The sequence below is a fragment of the Streptococcus fermentans genome, from assembly GCF_040888305.1.
GTDB lineage: Bacteria > Bacillota > Bacilli > Lactobacillales > Streptococcaceae > Streptococcus > Streptococcus fermentans.
Window position 1 is genome coordinate 123,523 of record NZ_JBFNFG010000001.1, and the last position, 17,523, is coordinate 141,045.

Sequence of the window (17,523 nt, forward strand, 5' to 3'; positions counted from 1 at the left end):
ATAGGTTTGTTTTAAACGAGAAAGGGAAGAATGATGGAAAAACTTCAAGTTTCCGAAGAATGGTTGCAAAAATACCAAGAAATCAAGCATATTTTGACCTCGTCTGTCAATTATGCAGCATGTTTTGAGACGAAAGAAATAGACGGCAAGGAAGTCTTTGTCCTAGATATGGGGGAAGTGACCTTCCCAAGTGGAGAAATATTAGTTAGGGATCCCTTGGTCTGGCTCCGTAGGAATGAAAAACCCTATCTAGAGACAGTTCCCAAAGGAACATTTCCACTCAAAACCTTAGTAGTCAAGATCGAAGAAGATCATTATCGGTATGTTGCAACAAGAGTTCAATTTACAGATAAGCTTCCAGTTGTCTACTATGAAGCCTTAATTGGCAATGAAAACCTGGATTCGGTTGAAGAAGATTCTTATTTTGGGTTTTCAGTCGATGCAGGCTTGGCAACTATTGTGGATGTTGAGACTAAAAATGCCTACTGTGATTTTGAAGAAAAATGGTATCAAGAAAATCCTGAAAAAAACATCTATGATGATTTCTTTGCGGAAATTTTTGCTCAAAATGCCATAGAATATCCCCTATATCAACGAGAAGGCGGTGATTGGATTAACTTTAAAATACCAGATACAGACCTGACTATTCCAATGATTCAGTCTGGTTTTGGAGATGGAAATTATCCTGTTTACTTTGGCTATGATAAGGATCACCAACTATGTGATGTGGTTATCGAGTATATCTATCTTGGATAAGGAGTTGGATGATGGCACTCAAGGAAGTTTATGAGTATTTTCGTCACTATGATAAGGAAACTTATCAAGTTGTCGCCTGCATGGGCAATGAACCATCGGAAGAAGATGTTCAGGATTTTGAAAATCAATACGGCATTCGTCTGCCAGAAGATTTCAGGGAATTCACCATGTCATCTCTGGGAGGTCTCTTTATGGAAGTCAGGGAAGAGCTATGGCCAAGAGCCAAGGCTTACGATGTAGCACCATTTTGGACCTTCTGTCGAGGTATTAAGGTCTTGGGAATTGCAAATGGCATCCCAGACTTCTTAGACATTCGTCTTAAAACCAAGGAATTACACGCTCTGGGCTTTGTGGATTATATTCCATTTCTGTCTATCGTCGGGGACGGAGAAGTGATTTTTTGCTTTGATAAGGACAATCATATTGTAGCTCTAGATTGGTATAATAGTGGCGAAACTGAAGAGCTTGAATGTGATTTTTCAGGACTTTTACTCCATCAAATTGCCGAGCTAGAAGAACGTAAAAATGAGATGGTCAAGCTTTTGGAAAAGAGGAAATCTAGTCAATAATCTATAAGGAAATATCAGTTTGATAGTTCGTAAAAGAGGTTGGGACAAAAGATCCCGACCTCACTTTTTATTAGCAATCAAACTTTGACGCGGTAGCTAGCTGATTGAACTTTTTGTTCGTCTTTTAGACTCCAAAAAGCTCCTAATCATCCTCGTGGGGCTGGGACTACGAAATCGAGACTTTGTCTATCGATTTCTGTCCCACCGCCTTTTTTAATAAAACCATTCACTAAATGTACATTCAGATTTTTAAACTTTTCTACAAATTATAGAAAAAAGAATCAAAAGTATGATTTTTATGCTGCCAGTATTGAAGTTTCTTATATTATTTTATAAAATAGAAGCAAAATACTACTGAAAAAGTAGAGCGCTTACATAAAAATGGAAGCGGTTACGAATATAAGGAGGATCTTATGGGAAAAGATCATTGGAATCGAAAAAGAGTGTATAGTATCCGAAAATTTACCGTTGGAACTTGCTCTGTAGTCATCGGTACTTGCTCAGTCTTATTTGGAGCAAGTGTAGCTGGTGCAAATCCGGTAGCTGCGGAAGAAACTCCGATTACAGTTGCTACAGAAAAGGTAGAGGATGAGTCTCATAAAGAGGAAGTTAGTGAAACAGCAAGTCCAGAACTTCAAGCATCAACTGAATCAGTTGCAAGTAAAGTTGCTACACCAGCTCATGAAGCTGAAAAAGCACAGGACGATCAAACTCTACAATCAGATTCTGACAAAAAAGAGGATTCCATCTTAGATAAAAAGCCTCAAGCAATTACTCAAGATCAATCTGCTCAAACGGAAAAACCGGACCTAAAACCGGCTACCAGTGAGGAGGTAAATCAATTGGTTGAGGACCGTAAAGTAGAATTTAACCAAAACTGGCATTTTAAACTCAATGCCAATGCCAAAGATGCTATCAAACCAGATGCAGATGTATCAAGCTGGAAGAAATTAGACCTTCCTCATGACTGGAGTATTTACAATGACTTCGATCATGATTCTCCTGCCCAAAATGAGGGTGGACAACTCAATGGTGGTGATGCTTGGTATCGCAAGACCTTTAAACTTGACGAAAAAGACCTTAACAAGAATGTTCGTTTGGTTTTTGATGGAGTTTATATGGATTCGCAAGTCTATGTAAACGGTCAGCTAGTTGGTCACTATCCAAATGGTTATAACCAATTTTCATATGACATCACTGACTATCTCAATAAAGACGGTCGTGAAAATGTCGTAGCTGTACATGCGGTTAATAAACAACCAAGTAGCCGTTGGTACTCAGGAAGCGGTATTTACCGCGATGTTACCCTTCAAGTCACAGATAAGGTTCATGCTGAGAAAAATGGAACAACTATCTTAACACCAGACCTTGAAAAACAACAAAATGGTAAGGTTGATACTCATGTAACAAGTAAGATTGTCAATACAGATGACAAAGATCATGAAATTGTTGCTGAATACCAAATTATCGAACGAAATGGTCAGGCTGTAACGGACGTGGTTCGTACAGATAGCCAAGTCTTGAAAGCTCATCAATCAACTAGTCTAAATGCTATTTTGCAAGTTGAGAAACCAAAACTTTGGACAGTTCTTAACGACAAGCCTGCCCTTTATGAGTTGGTGACTCGTGTTTATCGTGATGGTCAATTGGTCGATGCTAAGAAGGACTTGTTTGGTTACCGTTACTATAACTGGACACCAAATGAAGGCTTCTCTTTGAATGGTGAACGCATTAAATTCCATGGGGTTTCTCTTCACCATGACCATGGAGCTCTAGGAGCTGAAGAAAACTATAAGGCAGAATACCGTCGTCTGAAACAGATGAAGGATATGGGTGTGAACTCTATCCGTACAACCCACAACCCAGCTAGTGAGCAAACGTTGCAGATTGCTGCAGAACTAGGTTTGTTGGTCCAAGAAGAAGCCTTTGATACTTGGTACGGTGGGAAGAAACAGTATGACTACGGCCGTTTCTTTGACAAAGACGCCACTCACCCAGATGCTAAAAAAGGTGAAAAATGGTCTGACTTTGACCTACGTACAATGGTCGAGAGAGGCAAGAACAACCCTGCTATCTTCATGTGGTCTATCGGTAATGAAATCGGTGAAGCAGACGGTAAAGCTCGTTCTCTAGCGACTGTTAAACGCTTGGTGCAAGTGATCAAGGCAGTTGATAAGACACGCTATGTCACTATGGGAGCAGACAAGTTCCGCTTTGGTGATGGTAGTGGTGATCATGAAAAGATTGCGAACGAACTTGATGCGGTTGGATTTAACTATTCAGAAGACAACTACAGGAAGCTTCGTGCGAAACATCCAAATTGGTTGATTTACGGTTCAGAAACTTCTTCAGCAACACGTACTCGTGGTAGCTATTTCCGTCCAGAAAGTGAGCTAGTTCACAGTAACCAAGCATATCGTCATTATGAGCAGTCAGACTACGGTAATGACCGTGTTGGTTGGGGTAAAACAGCCACTGCATCGTGGACTTTTGATCGTGACAATGCTGGTTATGCTGGTCAGTTTATCTGGACGGGTACCGATTATATCGGTGAGCCTACTCCATGGCACAACCAAAACAACACACCAGTTAAGAGTTCTTACTTCGGTATCGTAGATACAGCTGGCATTCCAAAGAATGACTACTACTTGTACCAAAGCCAATGGGTTTCTGCTCAGAAGAAACCAATGGTTCACCTCCTTCCTCACTGGAATTGGGAAGACTCTAGTCTAAAAGAGAATGTAGCGGATGCAGATGGTAAGATTCCTGTTCGTGCATTTTCAAATGCTGCCAGTGTGGAACTATTCTTGAATGGTGAGTCCTTAGGTAAGAAAACCTTTAACAAGAAACAAACAAGTGATGGCCGTACTTATCAAGAAGGTGCCAATGCAAATGAACTTTACCTTGAGTGGAAGGTTGCTTATCAACCTGGAACCCTGGAAGCAGTAGCTCGTGATGAGGCAGGTAACGAAATTGCTCGTGATAAGGTTACGACTGCTGGTGAGCCTGCAGGTGTTCGCTTAGTCAAAGAAGAAAATGCTATCGCAGCAGACGGGAAAGACCTCACTTATATCTACTACGAAATCGTTGATAGCGCTGGCAATGTGGTTCCTACTGCTAATAACCTTGTGCGCTTCCAGTTGCATGGACAAGGTCAGATTGTCGGTGTGGACAACGGTGAACAAGCAAGCCGTGAGCGTTACAAAGAGCAAGCTGATGGTTCATGGATTCGCAAGGCCTTCAATGGTAAGGGTGTTGTCATTGTCAAATCAACTGAGCAAGCAGGTAAATTCACCTTGACTGCCCACTCTGATCTCTTGAAATCTGATCAAACTACTATCTTCACAGGTAAGAAAGACCAAGCAGAAAAAACTGTCTTAGGTACAGAAGTTGCTAAAGTCCGTACCGTTATCGGGCAAGCACCAAAAATGCCTAAGAAAGTAGCCTTTATCTACAGTGACGGCAGTCGTGCAAAACTTCCAGTAGAATGGTCAGCAGTTGATGTCAATGAACCAGGAATTGTAACTGTTAAGGGTGTAGCAGATGGACGTGATGTAGAAGCGCGTGTTGAAGTCTTGGCTCTCGAAGCAGAATTGCCTATAGTCAAGAGAATCGCTCCAAATACAGACCTAAATTCAGTTGACAAATCTGTTTCCTACGTATTGTCAGATGGTACTGTAGCAAGCTATGATGTTAATAAGTGGGAAATTGCAGCTGAAGATCAAGCTAAACTAGCAATCCCAGGATCTCGCATCCAAGCAAAAGGTATTTTAGAAGATGAAGAAATCGCTGCGACCTTGGTAGTGGCAGAAGGTGAAGCTGCTAATCCAGTAGTTCCAAGTGTAACTGTGGCAGATCAAGCGGTTGAAGGTCTTTCAACTGACCAACCTGTAAAATACCACAAGCTTGCTTATGGCGTAGCTTTGCCAGAGGTTAAAGCTACGGCTGAAAATGCTCAAGTGACAGTTATTCAAGCTAATGAAGCAAATGGTATGCGTGCAAGCATCCATGTTCAACCTAACGACGGTGGCCCACTACAAACCTATGCTATCCAATTCCTACAAGAGGCTCCACAAATTGAACGTTTGAGCCTAGAAGTTGAAAATGCAGCTGCTTTGAAAGAGGACCAAACGGTCGGTATCAAGGTCTTGGCTCACTACCAAGATGGTACTCAGGCAGTCTTGAAAGCTGACAAGGTTACCTTCTCAACTACAGGTGAGGGAGATGTAGCCGTTCGTAAAGGTATGCTTGAATTGCACAAACCAGGTCAAGTAACTCTGAAAGCTCAATTTGAAGGAGCAGAAGGTCAGATTGACTTGAACATTCAAGCAAATACTGAAGATAAAGTCGTCCAAGCCATCCGTCCAGTTAGTGTCGTGACAGGTTTGAACCAAGAACCAAGTCTCCCAGCTACAGTAACTGTAGAGTATGACAAAGGATTTCCAAAGGTTCACAAGGTGACTTGGCAAGCAGTTGCTAAGGAAGACCTTGCTAAATACCATAGCTTTGATGTTCTTGGTAAAGTAGAAGGGCTTGAAAAAGAAGCTCATGCTAAGGTATCTGTTGAAGGTATCATTGCTGTCGAGGAAGTGAGCGTAACAACTCCAGTTGCAGAAGCTCCTCAATTACCAGAGAGTGTTCGGACTTATCACTCAAATGGCCAAGTCTCTTCAGCTAAAGTAACTTGGGACGCAATTGAACCAAGCCAATACGCACAAGAAGGCAACTTTACTGTGACAGGACATGTCGAAGGTACTCAACTACCAACCAAACTTCATGTTCGTGTATCTTCACAGACAGAAACTGGTGCTAATATTTCTGACCAGTGGACTGGTTCAGAATTGCCACTTGCCTTTGCATCAGACTCAAATCCAAGTGATTCAGTAGCAAATGTCAATGACAAACTAATTTCATATAACAATCAACCAGCAAACCGCTGGACAAACTGGAACCGTACAAGTGAAGCATCAGTGGGAATTCTCTTTGGTGACTCTGGTATCATGTCTAAACGTTCAGTTGATAACCTCAATGTCGCCTTCCACGAAGACCACGGTGTTGGTGCACCTAAATCCTATGTCATCGAATACTATGTCGGTTCAGCAACTCCAACAGTTCCTAAGAATCCAAGCTTTGTAGCACGTGAAGATCATGTCTTTAATGACGATAAAAACTGGAAAGAAGTAACAAATCTCAAGGCTCCAGATCAAGTAAGAGCTGGAGAAATGACCCACTTTAGCTTTGATAAAGTCAACACTTACGCAGTTCGTATCCGCATGGTTCGACCAGATGGTAAATGGGGTACTTCTATTACAGAAATGCAAGTCTTCTCTAAACAAGTAGCTGCAGCTAAGAAAGCTCAAGCACAAATCCAAGTAGATGGAAAAGATTTGCCAAACTTTAATCCAGGCTTGACTGACTACTATCTTGAATCAAGCCAAGGAAAAACTCCAGCTGTGACAGCAAGTGTTACTGAAAATGGTATTGCAACAGTTGTACCAAGCGTACGTGAAGGAGATCCAGTTCGTGTTGTTGTCAAGGCTGAAAACGGTGATATCTTGGGTGAATATCGTCTACACTTCACAAATGATAAAGATTTGCTCGCAAGTAAACCTGTTGCTGTTGCCAAATCCTCTCGCTTGGTTGCTAAAGGACAAACCCTTGAGTTACCAGCAAAAGTTCCTGTCTACTTCACAGGAAAATCTGACTATGAAGTGAAAGACTTGGCTGTTGACTGGGAAGCAGTTCCAGCAGAAAATCTAACAAAAGCAGGTGAATTTACAGTTCATGGTCGCGTTTTGGGTACTGATTTAACTGCTGAAGTGGCTGTACGTGTGACAGATAAACTCGGTGAAAACCTTTCAGACAACCCAGACTTCGATGACGATAGCAACCGTTCATTTGCCTCAGCAACTAACGATATTGATCCAAACTCTCATGACCGTGTAGATTATGTTAACGATGGTTCAGATGATGAAACCCGTCGTTGGACCAACTGGTCTGCAAGTCCATCTGAAAATCCAGAAGTCTCAGTAGGGGTTATCTTTAGAGAAGCTGGCAAGATTGTTGAACGTACAGTTGCTGAAGGAAGCATTCGATTCTTTGCAGATGGTGGAACAGACGCCCCTTCTAAACTCGTCCTAGAACGCTATGTGGGACCAGAATTTGATTCGCCAGAATATTACTCTAACTACCAACCATACGATCCAGAACATCCATTCAACACTCCTTCTAACTGGGAGAAAGTTGAATACCGTGCGGATCAAGAAGTTCAAGCAGGAACTGACATCCATGTAACCTTTGCACCGGTCAAAGCTAAAGCTATGAGATGGCGCATGGACAGAAAAGCAGACAAGAAGGGTGTGGCTATCACTGAAATGGCCTTTATCGCTCCAAGTGAAGCTCCTAAAGACAATACAGCTTCTAAACTTCTAGTAGATGGTAAAGAGCTTGCTGACTTCTCAGAAGATCGTGCAGACTACCAAGTAACTTATAGTGGAAACCGTCCTAAAGTGACCGTTGAAGCTGGTGAAAACGTAGCGGCAACAGTTGTCGATAGTGGTGACGATAAACTTCCAGTCTTGGTACGTCTCGTTTCAGAAAGTGGTAAACACGTCAAGGAATACCGTATCCAATTGACCAAAGAAAAGGTTGAAACTGGGAAAGTTGCCCCAGCTGTTCAGGAAGAGCTTCCTAGCCTAGAAGTGGTAGAAGAAACTCTCAGCTTCAAGACAGTGAAGAAAGAAGATCCAACTCTAGCAGAAGGTGAAACTCGTGTAACTCAAGCAGGTCGTGAAGGTAAAGAACGTATCTTGACTGAAGTAGCACTAGATGGAAGCCGTACTGAAAAACTTCGCGAAACTATTGAAGCACCGCAAGATGAGATTGTCTTAGTCGGAACTAAGAAAGAAGTATCTGGTAAAACAGATCCAGCTATCCATGAAGTTCCAGAATTTACAGGCGGTGTCAATGGAGCAGAAGCAGCTGTTCATGAAGTCCCAGAGTACCCAGGAGTCATTGGCACAGCAGGTGATGAGCCAGCACCAGTAGTAGAGGTTCCAGAATTTACAGGCGGTGTCAATGGGGCAGAAGCTGCTATTCATGAAGTCCCTGAGTTCACTGGTCATGTAAATGGATCAGAAGGAGCTACCCACCAAGTTCCACACTTTGAAGGTGGCGTTCCTGGTGGAGAAGGGATTAGTCACCAAGTTCCAGAATTTACTGGAGGTGTGAATGGTTCAGCCCCAACTACAGGTGAAACACCAGCATACAGAGATGAGCAGTCACAAGTAGCTCTTGCTATGTCACAAGACAAGACCTACCAAGCGCCTGCAAGTCATCAAAATATCCTCCCTGAAACAGGTACTAAGGAAAATGCAACCCTTGCAACAGCAGGTGTTGTAGGAGCACTTCTTGGTATGTTTGCTATGGGAAAGAAAAAAGAAGACGAATAAGATGATGTAAAAACATCTAAGTCATAGAGATTGGTTCAAAAGACTCATCTCGATTATAAAAAGCGGACAAAACTAGTTTTCTGATAAACAGAATCTGGTCTTGTTCGCTTTTTTGGCTCTTTGTCAACTGTAGTGAACAACAAGAAAGTATAATACTCTTCGAAAACCTCTTCAAACCGCGTCAACGTAGCCTTGCCGTACTCAAGTACATTCCTAGTTTGTTCTTTGATTTTCATTGAGTATAAGACAGAGCTGGTTTCTTATTCCTAAATTACCTTACAATTGACAACAGGTTCCCTTGAAAATATTTAGTCAGCTAAACCAAGGATAGTCTTATCCTAAGCCATTTTGTCAAATGAAATTACGTCCCATATTTCCTCTAAGTTAGTCAAACAATCTTAGTTTTAGAAAGTAAGACTAGCTAACTTCAATTTAGAACTTTCATATAACTTCTAAGTGTTATATATTATTAAAACCAATGGGGAACTGTTGCATAAAAATGAGAAAAACGATATAATGAAAGTGTTTTCAACGCTAATGATATAAATGCAATGAAAAATATGAAAAGTCAGTCAAAGTCGTGTTATTAGCTAGTTTGTTATGAATTGGTCTTTTTAATCCAGTGTATCTGTTGTGACAGTCACTAAAAGTTATCGGTATGATTGGAATACCTACTATAAGTCTAGTATGAATTACCACAGACATAGCTATATTAACATCTAGTCGTGGTCTCGTTATGAAATATAAAGTTGATTCTGGCTGGAATTTCTATCGTGATGAAGTCATAAACTACTACAGCGGAGACTTTTAATCGATAAAGAGTGAGAAAAAGGAGGGTTTGATATGTTAAGGCTTTCTCATGTTACCTTAAAAACGCGACAAGTCATCTTACAAGATGTAGATTTCACCTTTAAAAATGGCATGATTTATGGAGTTCTTGCTATCAATGGTTCTGGAAAGACGACACTATTCCGCGCCATTAGTAGCTTAATTCCCATTAGTAGTGGAAATATAACAGTCCCTCCTTCTTTATTTTATTTTGAAAGTGTTGAATGGCTGGATGGAAACTTAAGTGGGATGGACTACCTTCGTCTTATAAAAAACATCTGGAAGTCAGACCTGAATTTAAGGGATGAAATCGCCTACTGGGAAATGTCTGACTATATCAGCCTTCCCATTCGCAAGTATTCCTTAGGCATGAAGCAACGCTTGGTGATTGCTATGTATTTTCTCAGTCAAGCGAAATGTTGGCTCATGGATGAGATTACAAATGGTTTAGATGAGTATTATCGACAGAAGTTTTTTGATAGGCTGACAGAAATCGATAGACAAGAGCAGCTGGTTCTTTTGAGTTCCCACTACAAAGAAGAACTAGTTGATGTCTGCGATAGAGTAGTAACCATTCGTCAGGGACGGATAGAAGAGGTTTAGTTTATGAAAGATGTTAGTCTATTTTTATTAAAAAAAGTTTTCAAAAGTCGCTTAAACTGGATTATCTTAGCTTTATTTGTATCTGGACTCGGTGTTACCTTTTATTTTAATAGTCAGACTGCAAACTCCGTCAGCTTGGAGAGCGAGTTGGAAACCCGTCTTGTAAAAGATGAGAGAGTCATCAATGAATATGAAGAGAAACTCTCCCAAATATCTGATACCAACTCGGAGGAATACCAGATTGCTAAAATTAATTTAGAATCGCAAAAAAATCTTTTGACTGAAAAGAAAGAAATTCTGGCTTTGTTAAAAGAAGGACGCTGGAAAGAAGCCTACTATTTGCAGTGGCAAGCTGAGGAAAAGAGTTATGAAATTGTATCGAAGCAACCGACTTCTAGCTCTGACTTTAAAATGGCGGTTGACCGCGAACGAAAGACTTACCAAGCCCTATATCCCTTGAACATAAAAGCCCACAATTTAGTTTATCCGACCCACGGGATTGATCAGATTGTCTGGATTTTAGAGACTATCATCCCAAGCTTGTTTGTAGTTGCTATTATTTTTATGCTAACGCAACTATTTGCAGAAAGATATCAAAATCATCTGGATACAGCTCACTTATATCCTTTTTCAAAAGTGGCATTTGCCATGTCCTCTCTTGGAGTTGGGGTGAGCTATGTAACAGTGCTGTTTATCGGAATCTGTGGATTTTCTTTTCTAGTGGGAAGTCTGATAAGCGGTTTTGGACAGTTAGATTATCCATACCCGTTCTATAGCTTAACGAATCAAGAGGTAAGTATTGGAAAAATACAAGATGTGTTATTTCCTAGCTTGCTCTTAGCTTTCTTAGCCTTTATCGTCATTGTGGAAGTCGTCTACTTGATTGCTTACTTTTTCAAGCAAAAAATGCCTGTCCTCTTTCTTTCACTTATTGGGATTGTTGGCTTGTTGTTTGGTATCCAAACGATTTAGCCTCTTCAGAGGATTGCACATCTGATTCCCTTTACTTACTTGCGTTCAGTGGAGATTTTGTCTGGAAAATTACCTAAGCAGATTGATAATGTCAATCTAAATTGGGGTACGGGGCTAGTCTTACTGCCTTGCACGATAATTCTTTTGCTATTGGGAATTCTATTTATCGAAAGCTGGGGAAGTTCACGAAAAAAGAGTATGTTAAATAGGTGTTAGTTTTTCTATTTCCACTTGATAACTACTTTATGCAAATAACAATAAGAAAGAACATCCGAATTATTGTTAGCTATAAAAAACGAGGGAAAACGAATATCAGGAGACTCTCAAAATATGAGCCGTAAAAAAAGTCATCATTAGATGGCTTTTTTGCTATCAAAAGAGTTATAATAAAGGTGAAAATAGGAGAAGAGGAGGAGATAGGATGGCTTATATTGAAATGAAAAACAGCTATAAGAGGTATCATACTGGTGATACAGAAATCGTAGCCAATCGAGATGTCAACTTCGAGATTGAAAAGGGAGAACTAGTCATTATCCTTGGGTCATCTGGTGCAGGGAAGTCAACAGTTTTAAATATTCTTGGTGGTATGGATACAAACGATGAAGGGCAAGTCTGGATTGATGGGACCAATATCTCGAATTTCACTTCTCATCAGAGAACTAACTATCGTAGAGATGACGTTGGCTTTGTCTTTCAATTTTACAACTTGGTTTCTAACTTGACTGCCAAGGAAAATGTTGAGCTAGCTTCAGAAATTGTTGCTGATGCCTTGGATCCTGAGCAGGTTCTCAAGGATGTAGGCTTAGGGCACCGTCTAAATAACTTTCCAGCTCAGCTGTCAGGCGGTGAGCAACAACGGGTATCCATTGCTCGAGCCGTGGCTAAAAATCCTAAAATTCTCCTTTGTGATGAACCAACGGGAGCTTTGGATTACCAGACGGGTAAGCAGGTTCTAAAGATTCTTCAAGATATGTCACGTAAGAAGGGGGCCACCGTTATCATCGTGACCCATAATGCCTCCCTAGCTCCAATAGCTGATCGCGTGATTCAGATGCATGATGCCAGTGTCAAGAGTGTTGTCCTCAATCCTCAACCACAGGATATTGATGATTTGGAGTATTGAGATGAAAAGAAAGACATATTGGAAAGACCTGCTCCAGTCTTTCACAGGTTCAAAGGGACGGTTTATATCCATCCTAACTCTGATGATGTTAGGTTCTTTAGCCGTGGTTGGTCTCAAAGTAGCCAGTCCCAATATGGAGCAAACGGCTTGGGCTTATCTGAAAGATACTAATGCGGCAGATATGACCGTCATAGCAGATTATGGTCTAGATCAGGCAGACCAGACAGAATTGCAAACTTTATCAGGAGCAGATGTCGAGTTTGGTTATATGACAGATTTGACTCTGGCAAACAGTGAAGATGCCATACGAATCTTTTCAAATACTGATAAGATTTCAAAATTTCAAGTAACGGAAGGTCGTTTGCCTGAAAAAGAAGATGAATTGGCTTTGGCGGACTTTTGGAAAGATCGCTATCAGATAGGTCAAGTCATTCATTTGAGTCAAAAAAAGGGCAGTAATTCTCAATTAAAGCGGGATAGTTATACCATTACAGGCTTTATCCACTCTCCAGATATTTTTTCAAAAACGGATATGGGGAGTTCAGCCAGTGGTAATGGGAACTTGGATGCTTATGGTGTCGTAACTGAAGAAAATTTTAAGAGCTCTGTTTACACGATTGCCCGCCTGCGTTTTGCTAGCCTAACAGATGTCAATCCTTTCTCTAGTGATTACGAAAAGAAGCTAGAGGAAGAAGAGGAGACTTTAAAGGAACTAGTTGCTGATAATGGACAAGCGCGGCTAGAGAAAATGAAGAAGGATGCCCAAGAGTCCCTTGATGAAGGGAAGAAACAACTGGACGAGGCTGAAAGTAATTTGCTAGCTGGCAAGAAACGCTTGCAAGAAATCGAAACGCGTCTACAAGCTCAAGAAAATCAAGTGAGCCAACTACCAGAACCACAAAAAAGTCAAGCCTCTAGTCAGTTAGAAGAAGCAAAAGACCAACTAAAGCAAGAAAAGGAAAAGCTGAGCCAAGCCGAAACAGATCTTACTAATGAAAAGGCTAAATGGCAGACCAGTCAGGATGAGGTCAATGCTCTGACAGAGCCAACCTATCATGTCTACAATCGCAAGAGTTCTCCTACTGGTCAAGGTTATCTCATGTATAGTAACTCGGCCATGAGTATTCGTGCCGTAGGGAATATTTTTCCAGTTGTTCTCTATGCCGTAGCAGCCATGGTTACCTTTACCACCATGACACGATTTGTAGACGAGGAAAGGACAAATGCTGGTATCTTTAAGGCTTTAGGCTACCATAGCAAGGATATCATTGCTAAGTTTGTGATTTACGGTCTGGTTGCTGGTACTCTAGGCACCCTACTAGGAATTCTGATTGGTCACTACATCCTAGCACCTACTATTTCGCATATCATCACTGTGCGGATGATTGTTGGAGAGAGTCAGCAGTATTTCTACTGGACCTATAGTTGTTTAGCTCTGGGGCTAAGCTTAGTGGCAAGTGTCCTACCTGCTTATCTTGTGTCTCGCAGAGAATTGCATGAAGAAGCAGCGCAATTATTACTACCTAAGCCACCAGTCAAGGGCTCAAAGATTCTCTTGGAGCGGATAACCTTTATCTGGTCTCATTTGAGCTTTACCCAAAAGGTAACTGCCCGCAATATTTTCCGTTACAAACAACGCATGCTGATGACTATTTTTGGGGTTGCAGGTTCAGTAGCCCTCCTCTTTGCAGGGCTTGGCATTCAGTCTTCTGTGGCTGGAGTTGCTGACAGACAGTTTAAAGATCTGCAACAATATCAGATGATTCTCTCTGTCAATTCTCGAGCTTCAGATTCTGATAAGGCAAAGCTAGAAGAAAAATTGCAGAGTGATGAAGTTGAAAACTATCGTTTAATTTCTTCCAAACAGGTTGAGGAAAAGTATGCTGGCAAGGCAGGTGTTCAAACCGTGACTATGATGGTAACGGATCAAGATGACCTGGATCCCTTTGTCCATTTAGAAAAAAATGGGGAAAAACTGAGCTTATCTAACGGACTTGTTCTAACTGAAAAATTAGCCCAGTTAGCAGGAGTTTCCGTTGGTGACAACTTTACAATAGATGGAAAAACCTTTAAGGTTGGAGCCATTACCGAACACTACGTGGGTCATTTTGTTTATATGAATCAGGCGACCTATGAGAAAATTTATGGTCAAGCTCCCAAGATGAACACCTATCTGGTCCAACTTAAGGATAAAAGTGAAGGAAATACTGAAACCGTCGCAGGAGAATTTATGGATCTAGCTGCTGTCAGTAGCCTCGTTCAAAATGCCTCCACCATTCAGCTCTTTGAAAGTTTTGCCAATTCTCTGAATCATACCATGGCGATTTTGGTGCTGGTATCGGTGCTATTAGCTATTGTGATTCTCTATAATTTGACCAATATCAATGTTGCTGAACGGATTAGGGAACTCTCAACCATCAAGGTTCTTGGTTTTCATAACAAAGAAGTGACCCTTTACATCTATCGGGAGACCATCATATTGTCACTAATTGGAATGATTGTAGGATTGGTCTCAGGCTTTTATCTCCATCAATTTCTCATTCAGATGATCGCACCCGGTACCTTCCGTTTTCAACCGAAAGTCGGCTGGGAAGTGTATCTCATTCCAATTCTAGCTGTTAGTGTCATTTTGACCATTCTAGGATTTTTTGTCAATCATTATCTCCGAAAGGTGGATATGCTTGAAGCCCTCAAGTCTGTGGAATAGTTGGTCGAGGACAAAAACAAATAAGAAAGCCCTTTGTGGCTTTTTTATTTTCATAAAAATGGTAAAATAGTAAGAGTAGAAATGGAGTTCTAGATATGAAACGAATTGATCAATTTGAAAATAAGAAAGTATTAGTTCTAGGTTTGGCTAAATCTGGTGAATCTGCAGCTCGTCTTTTGGACAAGCTAGGAGCCATCGTAACGGTGAATGATGGCAAGCCTTTTGAGGAAAATCCAGCGGCTCAAAGCCTTTTGGAAGATGGTATCAAGGTTGTAACTGGTGGCCATCCCTTGGAATTATTGGATGAAGATTTTGCCCTTATGGTAAAGAATCCAGGAATTCCTTATAGCAATCCGATGATTGAAAAAGCTCTAGAAAAAGGCATTCCAGTCTTGACTGAGGTTGAGTTGGCCTACTTGATCTCAGAAGCACCAATCGTCGGTATTACTGGTTCGAATGGTAAGACTACGACCACAACCATGATTGGAGAAGTTCTGACCGCTGCAGGACAAAATGGGCTTTTATCAGGTAACATTGGTTATCCTGCTAGTCAAGTGGCTCAAACTGCCACAGATAAGGACACTCTTGTCATGGAGCTATCCTCTTTCCAATTAATGGGAATTCAGGAATTCCATCCTGAAATTGCTGTTATCACCAACCTGATGCCAACCCATATCGACTATCATGGTTCTTTTGAAGCCTATGTCGAAGCTAAGTGGAATATTCAAAGCAATATGACAGCAGCTGATTACCTAGTATTGAACTTCAACCAGGAATTAGCTAAAGAGCTTTCTACAAAGACAAACGCGACTGTAGTACCATTCTCAACCCTTGAAAAGGTTGACGGTGCTTATCTTGAAGATGGTCTTCTTTACTTCCGTGGTGAAAAAGTCATGGCAGCTGATGAAATCGGAGTTCCTGGTAGCCACAATGTGGAAAATGCTCTTGCAACCATTGCTGTAGCTAAACTTCGTGGTGTGGACAATGAAATCATCAAGGAAACCTTGTCAGCCTTTGGTGGTGTCAAACACCGTCTTCAATTTGTAGACCAAATCAATGGGGTGAAATTCTACAACGATAGTAAGTCAACCAATATCTTGGCAACTCAAAAAGCCTTGTCTGGATTTGACAATAGTAAGGTTGTTCTGATTGCCGGTGGGTTGGACCGTGGCAATGAGTTTGATGAATTAGTGCCAGATATTAAAGGACTCAAGAAAATGATCATCCTCGGTCAGTCTGCAGAGCGTGTCAAACGTGCAGCGGACAAGGCTGGTGTGGCTTATGTGGATGCAACTGATATTGCTGACGCAACTCGAAAGGCTTATGAACTTGCGGAAGAAGGAGATGTGGTTCTCCTCAGTCCTGCTAATGCTAGCTGGGATATGTATGCCAACTTTGAGGTACGTGGAGATCTTTTCATCGACACTGTAGCGGAGTTAAAGGGATAATATGAAAAAAATAGTATTTACAGGTGGGGGAACGGTTGGACACGTTACCCTCAACCTTTTGTTAATGCCTAAGTTCATCGAAGATGGCTGGGAAGTCCACTATATTGGTGACAAAAACGGAATTGAGCATCATGAAATTCTCAAGTCAGGTTTAGATATCACCTTCCATTCGATTGCAACTGGGAAATTGCGTCGTTATTTCTCATGGCAAAACATGGTTGACGTCTTTAAGGTTGCTTTTGGAATTCTTCAATCGCTCTTTATCATGCTTCGAGTTCGTCCACAAGCCCTATTTTCTAAGGGTGGATTTGTATCTGTTCCGCCTGTTATTGCAGCGCGAGTATGCAGAGTACCAGTCTTTATCCACGAGTCTGACCTCTCTATGGGATTGGCCAATAAAATTGCCTATAAATTTGCGACTAAAATGTACTCTACTTTTGAGCAACCGTCTAGCCTCACTAAGGTAGAGCATGTAGGAGCCGTGACCAAGGTTTCTGGTCCAATCATGGAAGAGCCTGAAGAAATGGTGGATATCCGAACTTCTTTCAATGATAAGCTACCAACTCTTCTTTTCGTCGGAGGTTCTGCTGGTGCGCGTGTCTTTAACCAATTAGTTACAGACCATAAGGAAGAGCTGACTAGTCGTTATAATATCATCAATCTAACAGGGGATGCTAGCTTAAATGAACTAAGTTCAAACCTCTACCGTGTTGACTACGTGACTGAACTCTATCAACCGCTCATGAATATGGCTGATGTAGTCATCACTCGTGGTGGCGCCAATACTATTTTTGAACTTCTTGCCATGGCTAAATTGCATGTCATTGTCCCTTTAGGACGTGAAGCTAGTCGTGGAGATCAGATTGAAAATGCGGCTTACTTTGTGAAAAAAGGCTATGCTGAGGAGTTGCAAGAGGGCGATTTGACCTTGTCTACTTTAGAAGAAAAAGTAAGCAAGCTTTTGACCCACAAGGAAGACTACCAGAACACGATGAAGAATTCTCATGAATTAAAATCTGTGGCGGATTTTTATGCGCTACTAAAAAAAGATCTATCATAAGGAAAA

At 41.2% G+C, this 17,523-nt stretch carries 7 protein-coding genes and 3 pseudogenes; all 10 read left to right on the forward strand.

The features are described from left to right. The first annotated feature begins 33 nt into the window (after window positions 1-33). The 10 genes and pseudogenes from AB2B50_RS00580 to AB2B50_RS00625 all read left to right on the forward strand — a co-directional run bounded on the left by AB2B50_RS00580 (window position 34) and on the right by AB2B50_RS00625 (window position 17,517). On the forward strand, window positions 34-756 hold the full coding sequence (locus AB2B50_RS00580) for a DUF4241 domain-containing protein (protein ID WP_061862817.1): 723 nt from the start codon (window positions 34-36) through the stop codon (window positions 754-756). Window positions 757-767: 11 nt separating this feature from the next. Further along, a complete protein-coding gene (locus AB2B50_RS00585) occupies window positions 768-1,325 on the forward strand; it encodes an SMI1/KNR4 family protein (RefSeq protein WP_320692283.1) in 558 nt (185 codons plus the stop codon). Window positions 1,326-1,738: 413 nt separating this feature from the next. Further along, a pseudogene (locus AB2B50_RS09705) lies at window positions 1,739-1,907 on the forward strand (YSIRK-type signal peptide-containing protein); the annotation flags it as partial. Window positions 1,908-2,116: 209 nt separating this feature from the next. Beyond that, a pseudogene (bgaA, locus tag AB2B50_RS00595) lies at window positions 2,117-8,776 on the forward strand (LPXTG-anchored adhesin/beta-galactosidase BgaA); the annotation flags it as partial. Window positions 8,777-9,619: 843 nt separating this feature from the next. Continuing rightward, window positions 9,620-10,207: an ATP-binding cassette domain-containing protein gene (locus tag AB2B50_RS00600; RefSeq protein WP_049503214.1), complete on the forward strand. Its 588-nt coding sequence runs from the start codon at window positions 9,620-9,622 to the stop codon at window positions 10,205-10,207. Between the two features lie 3 nt (window positions 10,208-10,210). Beyond that, window positions 10,211-11,395, forward strand: a pseudogene (locus AB2B50_RS00605) (hypothetical protein). Window positions 11,396-11,600: 205 nt separating this feature from the next. Continuing rightward, window positions 11,601-12,302 (forward strand): ABC transporter ATP-binding protein, encoded by a 702-nt coding sequence (locus tag AB2B50_RS00610; RefSeq protein ID WP_000323392.1) that lies wholly within the window; start codon window positions 11,601-11,603, stop codon window positions 12,300-12,302. Window position 12,303: 1 nt separating this feature from the next. Then, entirely contained in the window at window positions 12,304-15,009 is a 2,706-nt protein-coding gene (locus tag AB2B50_RS00615; protein ID WP_320692282.1) for an FtsX-like permease family protein, read from the forward strand. A 95-nt stretch (window positions 15,010-15,104) separates the two neighbouring features. Continuing rightward, complete coding sequence (murD, locus tag AB2B50_RS00620; RefSeq protein WP_320692281.1) at window positions 15,105-16,457, forward strand: UDP-N-acetylmuramoyl-L-alanine--D-glutamate ligase; 1,353 nt, start codon at window positions 15,105-15,107, stop codon at window positions 16,455-16,457. Window position 16,458: 1 nt separating this feature from the next. Further along, window positions 16,459-17,517 (forward strand): UDP-N-acetylglucosamine--N-acetylmuramyl-(pentapeptide) pyrophosphoryl-undecaprenol N-acetylglucosamine transferase, encoded by a 1,059-nt coding sequence (locus AB2B50_RS00625; protein WP_320692280.1) that lies wholly within the window; start codon window positions 16,459-16,461, stop codon window positions 17,515-17,517. Window positions 17,518-17,523: the final 6 nt, after the last annotated feature.